Here is a 17,147-nt window from a genome sequence, read left to right as displayed (position 1 = left end):
GCCCTTCTTTACCGGATGAATACAGAATACAAATGACATCTGTATCTTCTCCATTGCCAAAGAACCCAGATGGATTGACCGTGCTAATGGGCTACCATCCTGATTTACGAATGTTTGCTGGGTTTGACCTTAATAAGCACAGCACATTTACAGCAGGTTCACCCTCTGTACAAATCGACATTACCGCAATCCATGCAGCATTGCAGCATGGGTTATCTTTTACAATAAAGGATAATGATGAAATAGCTATTGGAGTAAGACCTGATCAGTTTTTAAGTTATTGTCTAAATGCTGACGCCCTCCACTTATACGGTGCGGAAATGAAACTAACGAAAATACTTACAAAAGCAGTAGAGTTACAAGTAATACCACCACAAGATATTTCTAGTCTCGCCTCAGATCGGAAAAAAGTAGTTGAAACTGTAATTAAAAATTCGCGTGATGCTAATTTTAGCCGCAAAGTACTGGCCGCTTATGATAATCGGTGTGCAGTAACAAGAACACAATTACGCCTTTTAGATGCGGCTCATATTTTGCCAGTGCCTTCTGACGATAGTAGTGATCACATTACAAATGGAATTGCGCTATCTCCAACATTTCACAGAGCATATGATAATTGCTTGATTTACCTAGATGAAAACTTTGTCATGAAGTTAAATAAAGAAAAAGTAGAAGAGTTAAAGTTTAAGAAGTTAGATGGTGGGCTAAAACAGTTTAGTTCATTTCTTGAAAAAAAAATCCATCTTCCAATTGATATAAATCAACGGCCAAGAATTGAATATATTAAAATGGCAAACGAACACCGTCGAATACCAGGGTACATCTGATAAGTTAGAGTAATTGGGGACAACAGCGACCTATTAAATATAAGGGAAAATAAGGTTATCAGCACCTATCTCTATACTCTTCACCTCTCCCCAAAATCATCAAAAAAACAACTCCCCCAACGCACTAGTACTCATTCAATGTAATAAGTTAGGGTTCAGCCAGCCAGGAAACGGTTAGCTGTTAGGCGCACGACTGCTGGACTAACCGTAGTTAATTCAAGGGAGTGCAACAACACAGATGACCGTTTCCTGGCTGGCCCGAAGGGAGCTTCACAAATCGGCCAATGCTGCGTTGCAGTCCTTGAAAAGGGAATAGCCATTCTCTTCGGACTGCGCCTTGCCTTGACCAATTTGTGAAACTCTGAACCCCAATTTATTACATTGAAGGAGTACTAGATTCCAAATTGTAATTTGCTATTCTAACTCAGATATGGTTTAAATAGTCCTGATCTGAGTGGATACAATAAAGGAGAGGTAATATTATGAAAAAACTGGCGCTATTAATTCTTGCGGGCATAATGACTTTTACGTCCAACCCTGCTTTTGCCGACAAGTTGTATGTCGGTACGGACACAGCTTTCGTACCCTTTGAATACAAAGGCAAGGATGGTAAATACACAGGCTTTGATATCGAACTATGGGCAGAAATTGCAAAACGCATCGGTGTTAAATATGAATTGAAGCCCATGGATTTCAATGGCCTCATACCGGGCTTGATAACGGGCAATCTTGATGTTGCCCTGGCGGCGATTTTTATCAAATCTTCCCGGGAAAAGAAAATCGACTTCTCTCATCCCTATTTCAGGGCCGGTCTTAAGGTCATGGTTTTAAAAAGCAATAAAGACATCAAATCACCTGCTGACCTGAAAGGTAAAGTTGTTGCTGTAAAACTTGGAACAGCAACCGTCGAATATGTTGAAACCCTGGGGACCAAAAAAATAGTCAAGTTCCCAAATATTGACCAGGCTTACCTTGAAGTTGTAACGGGCGGTGCCGATGCGGCAGTGCATGATACTCCCAATGTGCTTTATTACATCAAGACTGCCGGTAAGGGCAGGGTCAAGGCTGTCGGTCCTGATGTGAAAGCAGCCCAATACGGGATTGCCTTTCCCCAGGGGAGTGCTTTGCGTGATAAAGTAAATGTTGCGCTTTTAGAGATGATGGAGGATGGTGCCTACGCCGCTCTTTACAGAAAATGGTTTGATTCAGAACCGGAATAAATCAAAATCCATCACCCCTTAAGCACCTTTGCTAAAACCATCACTTTATCTATTCAGGTCTCCCCCTTAGAAAAAGGGGGAACAAGGGGGATTTTCTAATTGCAAGCTTCAAATCCCCCTCACCCTACCCTCAGGGGGCATTAAAAAGAACCCTTTATTAAAGGGGGAATCAATATCGCTAAGTAGCTACATGTGAACTATGGATTTTGAATTTTCAGTTATTATCGACTCACTCCCGGCCCTTCTTGCAGGGGCCAAATTAACGTGGATCATCACCATCCTCGGCATTAGCGGTGGCATGGTTTTCGGTGTTTTAGCCGGATTGGGGCGTATAGCAGGCACAAACGCTCTTGGAGAAAAGCCTCATGGGATTTTTATTCCCATCACTATCCTGATCAGGTACCTATCGGGCTTTTATGTGGAAGTGATACGCGGCACACCCATTATTGTTCAGGCCATGTTTTTATACTTTGCCTTTCCCATGCTGGTCAGGCTTGTCACAGACATGGAACGCTTTCGTATAGAAGCTTTGACTGCCGCCGTCATTACAATTGTCATCAATGCGGGGGCCTACATTGCGGAGATCGTCCGTGGGTCCGTCATATCCGTCAACAAGGGACTTCTGGAAGCCGGCATGTCTCTGGGAATAAGTCGTTTTCATCTCATCGTCCATGTCATCGGTCCCATCGCTTTCAGAAGAATGATCCCTCCCCTGGGTAATCAGTTTATCATCAGCCTTAAGGACACCTCTCTTTTTATTGTCATTGGCGTCGGTGAATTGACAAGGCAGGGCCAGGAAATTATGGCCAGTAATTTCAGGGCACTGGAAATCTGGCTGACTGTCGCCGTCATGTACCTCATCATGACAACTGTAATAGCCACGGCATTAAGGACTATCGAGAGAAAGATGAAAATATTCTAGCCCGGATATTTCATCAATTCGCGTGATGATCGTGCAGGATATTGTTTTCACAAGGGATTTTTCGAAGGCGTCCCGTATCGGTGATTACGGGCAACTGAGAAAAATTCCTTGTGGAATCAAGAGGCTAGCGAGGGCACGTGTAATTTATGAATTATTTGGGCTAAAAAGGTCTTGCATGAGTAAAAACATTATTGAAATGAAGAATGTCTGTAAATCCTTCGGGAATAAGGAAGTTTTACATAACATTAATTTTTCTGTCGACGAGGGTGAGGTCGTGGTGATTATCGGGCCGTCGGGCTCCGGGAAATCAACGCTGCTTCGCTGTATCAACTGCCTGGAAATGATGACGACCGGGGAGCTCATCGTTGATAATATCAGGATCCCTGCCGAGCAGGGAAGGATACGCCAGATACGGCTGGAGGTGGGCATGGTCTTTCAGCAATTCAATCTTTTCCCACATATGACGGCCCTAAAAAATGTCCTTTTTGGCCCTCTCAAAGCGAGAAAAATGAATAAAGACAAAGCGATGGATGTTGCCAGAAACCTGCTTGACAGGGTAGGTTTGGCGGAATTTGAAAACAAACTTCCCGAACAACTTTCCGGTGGACAGCAGCAACGTGTTGCCATCGCCAGGGCCCTGGCAGTTAATCCCAAAATCCTTCTCTTTGATGAACCGACATCGGCCCTGGACCCCGAAATGATCGGTGAAGTTCTCGATGTTATGAAAAGCATTGCTAAAGACAGCGGTATGACAATGGTCGTTGTCACCCACGAAATGGGCTTTGCAGCCCAGGTCGCCAGCAGACTGATCTTTATGGACGATGGCAGAATTATCGAGGAAGGTAAACCCGGTGAAGTGATGAAAAACCCCCAATCTGAAAGACTGAAAGACTTTTTGGGGCATGTGAAGCACCATTAAGAAATCACATGGGTGATACAATAAAAATCCCTAATATGCCAGAATAACACTCCACCTCTTGAAAAGAAAAAAAGTGTTTGAATCTCTGGGGGGATGTGTTATAGAGTTGTCCTTTGAAAAAGGGGTTTACCCCGTTAGAGCCTCACGCTCTGCGGGAAAAGACTGGTTCTAATGGGGGAATTTAGAGGTTATGATTAGGAACTACAAAGGGGGAGCTAAAGAATTTGAAAGCCCGTACCGGCAAAACGCCGGAATGGGCTTTTTTGTTTTGAACCGGGGCTAGCGCTTTAAACTGCCGTTGTTGACCTTTTTAATTATTTTAATAGGACATAAAAAATGAGACTAACAAAAGCAAGAGTTCAAAACTATCGAAGCATAATAGATTCTGGTGAATTTGAAGTTGAAAATTTAAAAACAATTTTAGTCGGACCAAATGAAGCAGGAAAAACTGTATTGCTTAAAGCTTTACAACAGTTGAAAAAACCCGAAGATATTGATGGATTTGATGTCCTTAGAGATTATCCTCGATCAAAGTATAAGGATATTACTACTGGTAAAGTCGCTCCAGAAGACGTAACTGTAGCAACAGGTTTTTTTGATTTAGAAGATGAAGACAAAGAACTGATTCCTGAAGAATTTCATGGTTGTAAATACAAATATGAAAGAAATTATGATAACGAGAGATACCATGCACTGATTGATGCCCCCCCCCAAATTCTCTTTAATAGTATAAAAAAAGATTTTTTGAGAATGATTTCACACATGGATAAACAATTTAAACCTGATGAATCAGACGATGAAGCCACAAAGCCAAGTGAATCATTCAAATTGCTTACAACCGATTGGTCTGAGTATAGAAAGATTTCTGGAGCTGCTGCTGAGTCTTTAAAGGAATTGTTGGAAAATAACTACGAATTTGTAGAGGAGGGAAACGAGAAGGAGGACGCAAGATATTCTGACTTATTAGAGAAGGTTCAGTTTAATTCAAAGTATGAGGAAGTACTTAAAACGTTAGAAAATAGAATGCCAGTATTCATTCTTTTTAACAATTACTTTAGGGTTAAGCCATCAATACATTTAGAGCACCTTGCACAAAGAGTAGAACAGAATATACTTGACGATAAGTATTATGACTATGGGAATTTGTGCTTACTAAAACTGCTTGGGTTTACTGCTAGGCAACTTGCGGATTTGGGAAATACAAAAAGCCCTGACCTAAATGATCATACAGCTTTACAGACGTATAAAGACAACTTGGACACAAGAAGTTATCAACTTAATGCTGCTAGTGTCAGACTCACCGATGAGATTCGTTCTGTTTGGTTGCCTAACCCCGAAAGACCAGAAGCTGATAAACTTAAAGTTGTTGTAGATGGACAATATTTAAAAGTTGTAGTTGAAGATGATCTAGGTGTTGATATTGAGTTAGATCAAAGGTCAGAAGGGTTTCAGTGGCTTGTGTCTTTCTTTGTAGTGTTTTTTTCCGAGGCAATGGATAAACACGAAAATGCACTATTATTGTTGGATGAACCTGGAATGAGTTTACACGGTCTTAAACAGCGAGATTTCAGAAAAACAATTACGAGACTTTCAGATAAAAACCAGACACTTTTCACCACACACTCTCCTTTTCTTGTAGGGCCTGATGAATTAGATATTGTACGAGTAGTCGAAATGAAAAATCGAGCCGATGGGACTGACGTGCATACTACAATTTCGTCAAGTGATCCGGCTGGATTACTTCCATTGCAGGAAGCACTTGGGTATGACCTTGCCAGCAGTTTATTCTCTCAAGAAAGAAATTTAATATTAGAAGGAATTACCGACTACTGGTACATTGAGGCTACTGCAGCAATATTAAGAGAAGGGGAAATAGCTAATTTAAATAAAAAGATTTCTTTAGTCTTCGCCAATACTGCTGGGAAGGTAGTTTATTATGCCACTATTTTATATGCTCACAATCTTAAAGTTGCGGCCTTGCTAGATTCTGATGCGGCTGGTGATCAGGCAGCCCAACAAGAAAACCTTATCCACACCTTAAGTAACAAGAATATTTTAAGAACTAAAGACTTTTGTGATGGAATTGCAAGGTCTGAGATTGAAGACCTTCTCAGAGAAACACTTATAAAAATTGTAAAAGAAGAATTCGGTGTTGACACCTCAAGCGAGGCCAAGAAGCAGTCCAGCCGCCCAATAGTTGATTTGTTTTCGGATAAAGTCAAGGATTTCTCAAAGTACAAATTAGCAAAAGCCTATGTCCGTTGGACTAGAAGTCACGCAGCAAAAGATTTAGTGAAAGATGAACAGGAACAATGGAAAAACCTGATTGAAAGTATTAATAAAGTTTTAAAATAAATTGAGAATTCAAAAACACTTAAAAAGGCAGATGTACTCGAACGACAAAAAGCTACGCTCGTTCCTTACGCCACTTTGTGTCTTCGGTGGTTTGTGCGTTATCGCTATAGGGTAAGATAAATGAGTTGGATGGAATTCATATCAAAACTAGTTGAGTCCTTGGCTTGGCCATTGGTTTTGATTTTGATTGCTTTTAAGTTTAAAGACTCATTTTCTTCACTATTGGAGAGCCTAAGTAAACTAAAATCCGGCGATTTTGAGCTTGAGTTCGAAAAGAGTGCTACAGAAATCGAAGAAGTTTCAGAAGATGTGTTTGGACCTGAAACCGATAATTTTGAACCAACAATTAACAAGTTGGAAAGCTCTCCAAGGACAGTAATTATTGAATACTGGATCAAGGTAATAAGTACAGCTAAAAACCTTCGTGACACACAATACAAGGATGTTCCATTGAAAAATGATAGCCCATTAGAAATAAATAGATTTTTAGATAACAGTCACATTCTTAACTCAAAAGGCATGAAGATTTTTCATGAATTAAGGAAAATTAGAAATATAGCTACACATGAGCCTGATAGCGCCATTTCAATAGATCAAGCAACGTATTTTGCAAAACAAGCAAATAGGCTTATTCATTATTTTCAAAATTATACAAAGCCAGCACAACAAAATACAGCCAACCGCTAATAGCATCGGCTGATTTGAGTGTTAGAGTGCTAAATAAATATAGCAATAGGAGAACAGTTGGCGAAATTTGAAATTCCAGATGAAATAATCCAAACGAGAATTTAAGGGGACAGTTCTGAATGGCACTAAGTTAAGGGTGTTTATCATGCGCTATTAATAGCTTGTCCCTGACTGTTAACCAATTAAACATGTGTCATACCCGAAGGCTCTTATCGGGTATCTATAACAATTAAAAACCGGATTCCCGCTAAAACAATGCGGGAATGACAATATTGAGGATGCAACAATTAAAGTTACCGGCTTAATAGCAGGGGCTTAGCCGATGTAGTTTTTATGGTAAAAGTGCTTAACTTAGTGCCATTCGGGACAGTTCTCTTTATTCTTTCAATCCCAGTTTATAAACAAAAAAGCCCGTCACCGTTTTGCCGGTGCGGGCTTTGAAAATTCGCTCATTGATGTTAAGTAGGCACCACCCCGACGTTTGGCCCATTCTATACCCCTAAACCCTTCTTTGCAATAATGAAATTAAATCCTTAACCTGACTATTGGTTCATACTTTATGCTTTTAACCATGGAAAGCAAATTCTATAAACATCTAACAAAGGGAGGAACAAATAAACAATGGATTGATAAAGAAGGGATGAAGAAATGGCATGAGGAATTTGAAAAGGCCTACCCTGAGGATCATCAGTTTAGGGTGGGCAGGTTTCTTTTGCCCACGCGGAGTAGTTAGTCTCCAAACCTTTTAAAATCCAATCAGCTAACTACTGATGAAAACCACATACCGCATAAAATCCGATTTGTTCTTAATTTGACCTTCCAAAAACGTTGAAGCCTGGTTTTTGTGTGGGTAAGTTGTACTGTCCATTATCTCCAAGCCTATAACAGTTGCACAGTAACCAAAAAAAACCTTCAACCTGTTTTTTTAATTTCCTTTTTGAAACTTTTCTTAAAACTGTCAAAAGCCTTCCGGGCCTCTTCATCTTTCAGAGCGCCCACGTATGAGTCGAGGATACTCACAAGGCCCTCTATGCTGTCTGGTGGCAAGACATTGAAGAGGTCTATTAGCTTTTTGTTGGTCGCTGAGATTTCGCTGCCGTCAATAATTCTATTTGAATAAAGCTCCTCTCCCGTTAGAAGCCAGTTGACAGAAACGCCTAAGGCTTTTGATATGGTCATTAAGTGTTCAGCTCTTGGAATAACATTCTGCTTGAAAATCCTGTTAATTGCTCCTTCATTCAAGCCTATTGACAGCCCCCAGGGTGTGGGTTTCTGATCACCAATTTCATCTAATATTCTGTCTTTAAAAGATTTTCCCATTGTCTTCCCTAATTGAATGACGAATACATTATTTAGCTTGACTTATCATGACGTATTCGTCATTATGGTATTTAAAGTTTATCCCTTAACCCTGTAGCTAGCCTGTTGAATTGGTACTTCGACTCTTCGACAAGCTCACAGCTCAGGATGAAGGGGAAGTGTTTTTAAAAAAGATAAACTTTTTTGATTCTATCCCAGAGCAGTCTTGGGGTCAACGGATAAAAACGTTCAAAATGTTGAGCTTGTAAACATTAAGGGTATCTCGACCTGTTGTCCGGTTAGGAACTTGCAGTCATCTGTCATTTCAAGTACGCCCAAACGGAAGTGACAAGTGCCCTTGGGGTAAAAGGAGAAATCCTTAAGATCACTCACTGCATTCGAGACAAGGATTTCTCCTCGTACCTCTCAGAGACCTCCGGACAGAGTTCTCCGATCAGAGATCTCCGAGTCGAAATGACAGGTCTCTTGTTTAATTCGGCTCAGAAGTGGGGAATGCAATTCCCTAACACGGCTATCTCTAATAATCAGTCATGCTCAACTTGATTGGGCATCCAATTATATTAGATCCCTGGATACCGGATCAAGTCCGGCATGACAGAGTTTTAGAGATTCCCTTAATCTAAAAAAGCGAGGGGGATAAAAATGAAAGAGTTTAAAGAAATACTGGAAGAATTCGAAAAAGGGGAGAGTGCCTTTGATTTAACTGATTACTTCATCTTGGGAGAAGACCTGTCTATAATCAAAGCCCTGGGGGAGCAGTTGACGCTTTATAGCGACATAACTGGTCAAAACGGCCCCTACCATAAAGGCATGAATATCGAAATTTCTATCGATGCTTTATCAGGTTTGGGGAAAGCGATAATAAAGATAGCGGAACTGATAAATAAAAAAATTGAAATTATCGACAAGAGGTTTCCACTGAAAAGCCGTGAAGAGAAAAGGAGCTAGTTTTTCAGGCTACCTCAGTAATTAGGAAAAAAGGGTTCTCTTTAAAACATAACAGAGCCGGCAGGCATAAAAATCTTAAAGCTTCATCTCTTCCTGAGATCGTCAATACATCCCTTCCCCCCATTAGAGGACTCCTCCTCTAACGGGGTAAACCCACTATCAGCCCCCCTTTGAGGGGTATAGACAAAATAGGGTCAGCGACCTATTAAAATATAATCAACTATTTCTCACTTCTTAGATTTCCACCAGAGCCTTCCATGAACCAACAAGTGTTACTTTTCTTACATTAAACACCAGTGCTACAATTTGACACTCTTGTAGTGATTTGCTACAATGCAGTTAGAAATAGAGCCCTTTAAAAGGAGGAAAGAATGAAGAGCACTGCTTCCACCCCTATAAGATTAGATTCAGAATTGGTTGAAATCGCAAAAAGAGAAGGAGGTATAAATAAAAGATCGGCCCCCAAGCAAATCGAATATTGGGCAGAACTGGGAAAAGCCATTGAATCTGTCGTAGACCTGAAAGAGGCTTATGAAATAATCCAGGGATTCATGAAGCTTAAAGTCGAATCGGTGGAGTCAAAACCTATAGACTCGCAAGAAGTTTTTAACTCTCTGGAGGAAAAACGGAAAAGCGGAGAACTATCTAATATGGTAACCGCTTCATCAATATACTTTGAAGCAAGCAAAACAAAACCGGGACTTCTTGACAAGGTTAATTTAATGACCGGTGAAAGACAAACCGGCCAATTTCATGATGGAAAGTTTGAGTCCCGGAAATGACCGATTCAAAACGGTTATGGGTGCTGGCAGGGGGAAATGGTTCAGGTAAAACAACATTTTATGAAAACTTTCTGGCGCCCGGAGGGATTAAGCTTGTCAATGCCGATGTGATTGCCGGAATAATAAACCCGAATAACCAGGAAAAAGCGAGCTATGAAGCAGCAAATATAGCTGGCGAGATTCGCAAAGACCTTATCAAACAGGGGGTTTCATTTTGTTTTGAAACGGTTTTTTCCCACCCGTCGAAAGTAGACTTCCTTGCCAAAGCAAAATCTTTTGGGTATGAAATCATTCTTGTCTATATACATCTCGAAACTTCAATCTTGAATGAAGCAAGAGTTTATCAGCGTGTTAAAAGTGGAGGGCATAGCGTGCCTGTTGCAAAAATACATAGTCGTATACCAGGGACAATGAAAAATGTTTCCTTAGCATTGCCCTTGTCCGATGAGGCACGCCTGCTGGATAACTCCTCAAAAGACAATCCATTCCGGCAAGTAGCCATTGTGAGGAGGGGAAATTGTAAATGGCTTATCAATCCACCTCCTGTATGGGCAAAAAAAATAATAAATGAAAGAAATTGAGGGAGTGTAAATAATCAATTGGTTAAGAGTATATCTACGATATACTGGAATTCCCCAGTACTCCTTTCCACGCAGCAATAAGTGTTTCCTTAACATTCTCTTCAACCAGTTCACCATGAGCAAGAATAATTCTCTTGAAATGCCAATCGAGAATTCGCCTGAGTGATTCCCCTGCCGCTTTTTTATCTTTCCATCCCAGCTGATATTCGGGTGCCGGTAGCTTAATAGTACCTTCTTATGCGACGGCTTCTCTACTCAATTGCCTGCTTTTAACCTGTTAAACCCCATTTCTACTGCAACCCTCTACCCTCAAGGGGCATCAAGACCCTTGGAAGGGAGGGAAAGATAAAGATCCTCCCCACAAAAAAGGTTGACATAAAACAAAAAAACGGTGTATTCTATTCGCGAATCGCAAATAACGAACAGGAGATAGGTGGCCAGTATGGTCTTAAAACCACAGGACATCATTGTTGTATTGAAGATCGTTGCTATGGGAAAAGAGAAGAGCAGGGCATGGTCCTATGCCTCACTTGCTCTTCAGGTCGGCATGAGCCCTGCTGAGGTTCATGCAGGAATAAAGCGACTTATCTCTGCAAAACTGCTTGTGAGAATTGATGAACAGTTTTTACCCGCTACACAGGCTTTGCTTGAGTTTCTCTGTCACGGTATTGCCTATGTTTTTATTCCTGATTTGGGTGAGCTTACAAGGGGGCTGCCCACCGGTTTTTCTGCACCCCCTCTTTCCGGGATTATTACCCAGGGTGAAGAGCTCCCTTATGTTTGGCCCGACGCCGAGGGGGAGGTGAGAGGTGTTTCTTTTTCACCTCTTTATAAATCAGTCCCCTATGCGGCAAGAAACGACAGGGCACTCTATGAATTGCTTGTGCTTGTTGACGGTATTAGGGGTGGCAGAGCAAGGGAGAGAGAGATTGCCGTCAAGGAACTGGAAAAGAGGCTCAAAGAGGTATGACAGGCAGCAGTAATCCCAACCTGGAAATTCTTTTATTGGCTGTTAAACAGTTGGGGCCAATAGTTGCCGATATGGTATTTCTTGGCGGTTGTGCAACACCTCTACTTGTTACAGACCCTGCCTCGGCACAAGCCCGTTTTACAAGAGACGTGGATGTCATTACGGAGCTTACCTCCAGGAATGATTATTACAGATTGTGTGCAAAGTTGAGAGAAAGAGGTTTTTTGGAGGATACCTCTGAGGATGCGCCTCTTTGCAGGTGGATTTCGGGGGGAATTTTACTGGACGTCATGCCCACAGATGCCGGAATCCTTGGATTCAGCAACCGCTGGTACGGTCCCGCCATTGAGAAATCAGCGGAGAGAACGCTCCCCTCGGGCCATACAATCAGGCTTGTAACGGCCCCTTACTTTTTGGCTACCAAACTGGAGGCCTTTTACGGCAGAGGCGGGGGTGACTATATGGCGAGCCATGATATGGAGGATATTGTTTCACTTATTGATGGGCGTAGGGAATTAATTGGAGAGATTCTCCAAGATGATAATGAGTTGAGGGACTACCTGAAAGAGAACTTTTCTGTTTTATTGAATATCCCTGATTTTCTCCATGCCCTGCCGGGTCACCTGCCACCAGATGCGGCAGGGCAGGCACGCCTGCCCTTACTGATTGAGCGAATCAGAAATATTGCAGGATTGGAATAATAAAGACTCTTATTTTACTATGCTATGTGTTTTTCTGACTGCTCCTGTGTGGTCTTAGCTACATGGCTCCTTAATAGACCTTTCCACGCAGCAATCAGCATTCCCTTAGCATTCTCTTCAACAAGATCACCATGAGCAAGAATAATTCTCTTGAAATCCCAATCGAGGATTTGCCTGAGCGATTCCCCTGCCGCTTTTTTATCTTTCCATCCCAGCTGATATTCGGGTGCCGGTTTGGGATTGTTCCACATGCGGAATACCACTTTCCACCAGAACTTTAATAGCCAGTTTATTCCCTCTGTTTTGTCTGTAATGTTTTCAAGCACATCGACGAGAATGAGCGTTTTGCTGGGGATATGATAAAAAGCAACTTCCCAAATATATTTATTCCCCCGGACGAGAACCTGCTCAAAATCCTCCTTCCATCTCGGATCGCTTTGGTCACCCAGTATCCCGTCAAAATGAAGTTCCCGTCTTTTTTTCTCAACACCGGGGCAGATAAAGGTTGCAGCTTCGGGAAAGGCAGCTTGCGCCGAGGCAACATGGAAATAGTGATATGAACCGGGGGCGATAATAAATTCGACCTTGCCCAGTGTCTCGATTTCAGCCTTTGTCGATGCATCGATTTCACAGGGAGAGTGGAGCATCAAAGCGCCGCTTTGCAGGCGGATTAGAGTCATACGGGAGTTAAACCTTGTTCCCGCATAACGGATGGGATATTCCTTCAGCCAGATTTGAGTTGGAATATATTCAAGCATGTGAGGACTCTTTCAGGAGGTATATGAGAGCCCATGCTCCCCAGGCTGCGATCAAAAGACATACAACCCAATACTCGATCTCGCTGGTGAGGTGCCATCCGGCGGCGTCTCGTGCATCGACCATTGCTGCAAGGCAGACTATGGGCCAATAAATGGTAATCCCCAGTGCTGCGGCAAGCCCAATGTTGCCCCATTGCTTACCCAGTATATGGCCGATGAGTCCTGCAATTAAAATGGGGATGTAGATTAATAGGTCCCCCAGCGCAAAACCATACCAAAAGGCCGCGCCCACTTCAGTGATTGTCTCTGCCGATTCCTGAGTACCCATCGCCACACCCAGGTCATAGCTGAATGCGGCCATACCCTGAGCAATAACCAGATAGATAAGTAGAAGCCAGCCGGGGCCTTGCAGCACCCAGAAGGCGAGTCCTTTTCTCTTGAGCATATTCATACTTGCCCTCCTCTATTGTAAGCTTGTTTTTTATTATCCAAAAGTCTCGTGAAGGAACTTTGCAGCATTAGCCGGGCCATCCCATTTTACAAGCTCCTGCTGAAATTTTATTACTTCTTCTTTAGCTCTATCATCGTGAAGCAGTTTGTCAATTGCTTCAAATATAGCTGAGGTGGTGACTCTTTTCTTGTTTAAGCGAACGGCAAATCCTTTTCTTACGCATGCATCGAGGTTGGCTTGTTGTTCAGGATGCATTCCTATACCGACTATGGGAGTTCCTGACAGGCAGGCGTTCATAACCGTATTCTGGCCGCCATGTATAACCGATATATCTGCCATTGGGTTAACCCTATGGGCGGGCAAAAAGCCGGTGACTATTACGTTATCCGGGATTTGGACATCCATTTCTTTTATATGTGATTCAACCGGCGCAATGACACGGTAAGGTTTATCCCTGAATCCTTCTATTATATCTGCAATAAGTCTTTTTTTGCCGGAGCTTCCCATGGCGAAATAAACAATGGGCTTATCTTTGGGGATATTGATTATTTCCCGGGGAATCTCTCTATTTAACCTGAGCGGCAGCGGACCGATATAATGAATCTTGGGACGAACTTTAGAAAACCCGACCCATTCAGGAATATCGGCCAGAAGGGTATAATCCCCCTCTAAAACTTCTATAAAATTCTTAAATTCTTTTAATCCGAATTTCCCGGCTAAAACATTGAAGGACTTTGCAGGCAGTTTCATCTTTAGGACAAGCTTACTCGTAAACCTGTTAAGTTGTTCTTCAGAAAAGAAACGCTGAAAGATAGGGAAGAGGGTCCGGTCAGGCCAGCTTTGAAGACCTGCTTCATAATATTCCCTTATGCTGGTAGAATGAAGAACGTTAATAAAAGGCACTCCCGCGGCCCTTGCTGAAATCATGGCACTCTGGCACCATCCGGTTAGAACACAAGCAGGATTGATTTCCTTAAATAGTTTTATTTCCTTTTCAATCCTTGGCTCCATTTCCTTGGCTGTGAAATAACCAACCGTATTTAGAGTTTCTCCACTGAGCGCTTTTCTCACATGCTGCAATTGCTTTTCCGTTAAACGTGGCTCCATCTTTTTGAGTGTAAAGCCTTCTTCTTCAATTAAACCCTCAAAGCTGCCGCCATAGCTTATGAAAACAGTATTGAAGAGGCCCTTACAAGCTTTTGCAATCTCAATATGCCTGCCTGTTTCAGCAAGATTATATCCCGCTACTGCAAATACAATTGTTTTCATTTTGCCTTCCTTGCCGTTGCTGTGAAGAATTCGACGCCATATTTATGGGCCAGGGCCTTTTTCAAGTTTTGTCCTTGTGTTCCACAGTGATGACCAATTTTCCTACAACCTTTCCTGATCCAAAATAGCGCATCGCTTCAGGGACCTCACTTAAAGGGTAACGTCTGTCTATAACAGGGGTAACTTTGCCTGCTTCAAAAAGTTCTTTCAACTCAGCCAGGCCCTTGTTTGCTTTATGCAAGAGGAGGCCTAATTTCTTGCCCACGGTTATTGAAATCCATGGCCCCAGGAACATAAGTTTGTTCACCAGAGCCGATGAACCTCCAACCATGACAAATTTCCCTCCGGGACTCAATGAACGCTTGTAATCGGAAATCGAATGAGTTGCCATCATATCAACGATCAGGTCATAGCATTGCCCCTTTTGGGTAAAATCTTCTTGCCTGTAATCAACGACCTGGTCTGCACCAAGAGAGCGCATTATCTCCAGTTTCCCCGTGCTGTCCACACCGGTTACCTCAGCCCCGAAGGATTTGGCAATCTGAATTGCAAAGGTTCCTGCACCGCCACCGGCGCCATTAATCAAGACCTTTTGTCGAGGCTGAACCTTTCCCTTATGCTTAAGACCCTGCAGGGCGAGGAGTGCTGCCTGAGGTAGGGCCGCTGCCTGCTCGAAGGTCATACCGGCTGGTTTGAGCGTCAATGCTTTTTCACGGGCAGATACATACTCGGCAAAACCGCCCCAACCAGACCTGGATAAGTCACCAAACACTTCGTCACCAGGCTGAAACTGCTTTACATTTTTACCAACCGATTCAATCCGCCCGGCTATGTCACATCCGAGTATCTTTATTCTTTTTGGTTTTAGAAGCCCGGCCATTATGCGGTTCACGAAGGGCTTGCCTATCAGAATTTCCCAGTCCCATGAATTTATAGAGGCCGCAAAAACTTTCACCAAGACTTCATTATTCCCGGGTGAGGGTTTTTCTACTTCCTTTAGTTCAAAAAAATCAGGTGATCCGTACTTTGTAAATACAATCGCTTTCATAAGACTCCACAAAGATTACTTTGCTGTTGTTCACGGCAATTTGGCTTTATTTTTAAGGGATCATTCTAAGTAGCAGACCGTCTGATTAGAATTAATTGCCAAGCTCCTGACAGGAAGCATAAAACAATAATTAATATTGATAGAGGCAGATCAAACTGCCTTGCACCAAAAGCTGTGAAAGCGGCATGAATCAGGAATGTAAGTAAACCTAAGCTGCCGCAAAGATAGGAATAAATCTTTGCACTCTCAGTTTTGTTTATTGCATGTTTATACCCATTCAAAAGAACGGGTATGGCTATGATGTTAAAGACTAAATAACCTTGTACACCACCTGGCAGATGGAACATCTCCCACTCTTTCCAGTAAGCTGCATCTATCTGGTGAAAGATGAGCAGGCTCATTGTTATTAAATATGCTTTTTCCATACTCTTAATGATTTGGCTGTGACGCTATAATTATACCGTACTTTTTCAGATATGCACGAAGCATACAACTAGTAATATAGCAATCCCTACAGTCCTTTCCATTTATAGAACCTATAATTTTTTTAGCTGAAAAATCATTATTAGCCCTTGCAATAGCAAGCGTTTATGCTAAAACGCCTAAAACTTAGGCAGATTTATGAAGATAGGAAATGTAAAACTAAAGAATAATCTCATCCTTGCGCCCATGGCGGGTGTAACGGACCTTCCTTTCCGGCTCATGGTGGCAGGCGAGGGTTGCGGTCTTGTCGTTAGCGAGATGGTAAGCGCCAAGGGGCTTGTCATGGGAGGGGCCAGAACGAGGGAGCTTCTCCAGATCAGAGATGAAGAGAGACCTGTGTCGGTGCAGCTTTTTGGCGCTGAACCTGAAAGTATGGGTGAGGCGGCAGCCATCGTGGAAGAAGTGGGGGCCGATATTATCGATATCAATATGGGTTGCCCTGTTAAAAAGGTGGTGGGACCGGGGGCGGGTTCGGCCCTGCTTAAAGACGTCAAAAAAATTGAAGCCATTGTTTCTTCTGAGGTAAAGGGGATCAATTCTTTATCGTTGACAAGCAAAGGGGCTGCCCACCGGTTTTTCCGCTCCTCCTCTTTCCGGTATTATTACTCAGGGTAAAGAGCTCCCTTATGTTTGGCCTGACGCCGAGGGGGAGGTGAGAGGTGTTTCATTTTCACCTCTTTATAAATCGGTCCCTTATGCGGCAAGAAACGACAGTGGGATAACGGTTCTCTTTTACCGCACTTTTCTCAATCTCCCCTGTTTTCTTACTACTTTTTTCAAACCTGGACTAAAAAAAGAGAACCATCCCGAATGGCACTAAGTTAAGCACTTTTACCATAAAAACTACATCGGCTAAGCCTCTGCTAATAAGCCGGTAACTTTAATTGTTACATCCTCAATATTGTC

Annotated in this window: 18 protein-coding genes; 12 read left to right on the top strand and 6 right to left on the bottom strand. The window is 42.5% G+C overall.

Going from position 1 to position 17,147, the window contains the following annotated elements; genetic code table 11:
* The 6 genes from OEV42_18760 to OEV42_18735 all read left to right on the top strand — a co-directional run.
* Positions 1 to 827 (top strand): HNH endonuclease (locus OEV42_18760; protein MDH3976312.1); only part of this gene is annotated, 827 nt, incomplete at its 5' end.
* A gap of 482 nt (positions 828 to 1,309) precedes the next feature.
* Complete coding sequence (gene glnH / locus OEV42_18755; GenBank protein ID MDH3976311.1) at positions 1,310 to 2,047, top strand: glutamine ABC transporter substrate-binding protein GlnH; 738 nt, start codon at positions 1,310 to 1,312, stop codon at positions 2,045 to 2,047.
* A 199-nt stretch (positions 2,048 to 2,246) separates the two neighbouring features.
* The gene (locus tag OEV42_18750) at positions 2,247 to 2,969 is read left to right on the top strand and encodes an ABC transporter permease subunit (protein MDH3976310.1); all 723 of its coding nucleotides are present in this window, start codon (positions 2,247 to 2,249) and stop codon (positions 2,967 to 2,969) included.
* Positions 2,970 to 3,156: 187 nt separating this feature from the next.
* A complete protein-coding gene (gene glnQ, locus OEV42_18745; protein ID MDH3976309.1) occupies positions 3,157 to 3,888 on the top strand; it encodes a glutamine ABC transporter ATP-binding protein GlnQ in 732 nt (243 codons plus the stop codon).
* Between the two features lie 336 nt (positions 3,889 to 4,224).
* A complete protein-coding gene (locus OEV42_18740) occupies positions 4,225 to 6,243 on the top strand; it encodes an ATP-binding protein (protein ID MDH3976308.1) in 2,019 nt (672 codons plus the stop codon).
* Between the two features lie 120 nt (positions 6,244 to 6,363).
* The gene (locus OEV42_18735) at positions 6,364 to 6,930 is read left to right on the top strand and encodes a hypothetical protein (protein ID MDH3976307.1); all 567 of its coding nucleotides are present in this window, start codon (positions 6,364 to 6,366) and stop codon (positions 6,928 to 6,930) included.
* 912 nt (positions 6,931 to 7,842) lie between these two features.
* On the opposite strand, the gene OEV42_18730 is transcribed toward OEV42_18735, so the two are convergent.
* Positions 7,843 to 8,250 carry a hypothetical protein gene (locus OEV42_18730; protein MDH3976306.1) on the bottom strand — a complete coding sequence of 136 codons (408 nt, stop codon included), beginning with the start codon at positions 8,248 to 8,250 and terminating at the stop codon, positions 7,843 to 7,845.
* Positions 8,251 to 8,892: 642 nt separating this feature from the next.
* Between OEV42_18730 and OEV42_18725 the strand changes: the two genes are divergently transcribed.
* From OEV42_18725 to OEV42_18705, 5 genes are all read left to right on the top strand, one after another.
* A complete protein-coding gene (locus OEV42_18725; protein ID MDH3976305.1) occupies positions 8,893 to 9,198 on the top strand; it encodes a hypothetical protein in 306 nt (101 codons plus the stop codon).
* Between the two features lie 371 nt (positions 9,199 to 9,569).
* Positions 9,570 to 9,980 (top strand): ParD-like family protein, encoded by a 411-nt coding sequence (locus OEV42_18720; GenBank protein MDH3976304.1) that lies wholly within the window; start codon positions 9,570 to 9,572, stop codon positions 9,978 to 9,980.
* Positions 9,977 to 10,561: a zeta toxin family protein gene (locus tag OEV42_18715; protein ID MDH3976303.1), complete on the top strand. Its 585-nt coding sequence runs from the start codon at positions 9,977 to 9,979 to the stop codon at positions 10,559 to 10,561. The genes OEV42_18720 and OEV42_18715 overlap by 4 nt, the downstream gene beginning before the upstream one ends.
* A 442-nt stretch (positions 10,562 to 11,003) precedes the next feature.
* Positions 11,004 to 11,531 carry a hypothetical protein gene (locus OEV42_18710; protein ID MDH3976302.1) on the top strand — a complete coding sequence of 176 codons (528 nt, stop codon included), beginning with the start codon at positions 11,004 to 11,006 and terminating at the stop codon, positions 11,529 to 11,531.
* Positions 11,528 to 12,232, top strand: a complete 705-nt coding sequence (locus OEV42_18705) for a hypothetical protein (GenBank protein ID MDH3976301.1) — start codon at positions 11,528 to 11,530, stop codon at positions 12,230 to 12,232. The genes OEV42_18710 and OEV42_18705 overlap by 4 nt, the downstream gene beginning before the upstream one ends.
* A gap of 17 nt (positions 12,233 to 12,249) precedes the next feature.
* Here OEV42_18705 and OEV42_18700 read toward each other — a convergent pair whose 3' ends face one another.
* The 5 genes from OEV42_18700 to OEV42_18680 form a co-directional block, all read right to left on the bottom strand.
* Positions 12,250 to 12,990, bottom strand: coding sequence for a DUF4336 domain-containing protein (locus OEV42_18700; GenBank protein MDH3976300.1), 741 nt, complete (start codon positions 12,988 to 12,990; stop codon positions 12,250 to 12,252).
* Entirely contained in the window at positions 12,983 to 13,441 is a 459-nt protein-coding gene (locus OEV42_18695) for a hypothetical protein (GenBank protein MDH3976299.1), read from the bottom strand. The genes OEV42_18700 and OEV42_18695 overlap by 8 nt, the downstream gene beginning before the upstream one ends.
* 33 nt (positions 13,442 to 13,474) lie before the next feature.
* On the bottom strand, positions 13,475 to 14,710 hold the full coding sequence (locus OEV42_18690) for a hypothetical protein (protein ID MDH3976298.1): 1,236 nt from the start codon (positions 14,708 to 14,710) through the stop codon (positions 13,475 to 13,477).
* Between the two features lie 61 nt (positions 14,711 to 14,771).
* Positions 14,772 to 15,758, bottom strand: a complete 987-nt coding sequence (locus tag OEV42_18685) for an NAD(P)-dependent alcohol dehydrogenase (protein ID MDH3976297.1) — start codon at positions 15,756 to 15,758, stop codon at positions 14,772 to 14,774.
* 65 nt (positions 15,759 to 15,823) lie between these two features.
* Positions 15,824 to 16,183 (bottom strand): hypothetical protein, encoded by a 360-nt coding sequence (locus tag OEV42_18680; GenBank protein ID MDH3976296.1) that lies wholly within the window; start codon positions 16,181 to 16,183, stop codon positions 15,824 to 15,826.
* Positions 16,184 to 16,379: 196 nt separating this feature from the next.
* Here OEV42_18680 and OEV42_18675 point away from each other — a divergent pair, with 196 nt between their 5' ends.
* Positions 16,380 to 16,856, top strand: a complete 477-nt coding sequence (locus OEV42_18675; protein ID MDH3976295.1) for a tRNA-dihydrouridine synthase — start codon at positions 16,380 to 16,382, stop codon at positions 16,854 to 16,856.
* Positions 16,857 to 17,147: the final 291 nt, after the last annotated feature.

Source organism: Deltaproteobacteria bacterium (genome assembly GCA_029860075.1).
Taxonomy (GTDB): Bacteria; Desulfobacterota; JADFVX01; order JADFVX01; family JADFVX01; genus JAOUBX01.
This window is presented reverse-complemented; position numbering and strand designations above follow the sequence as displayed.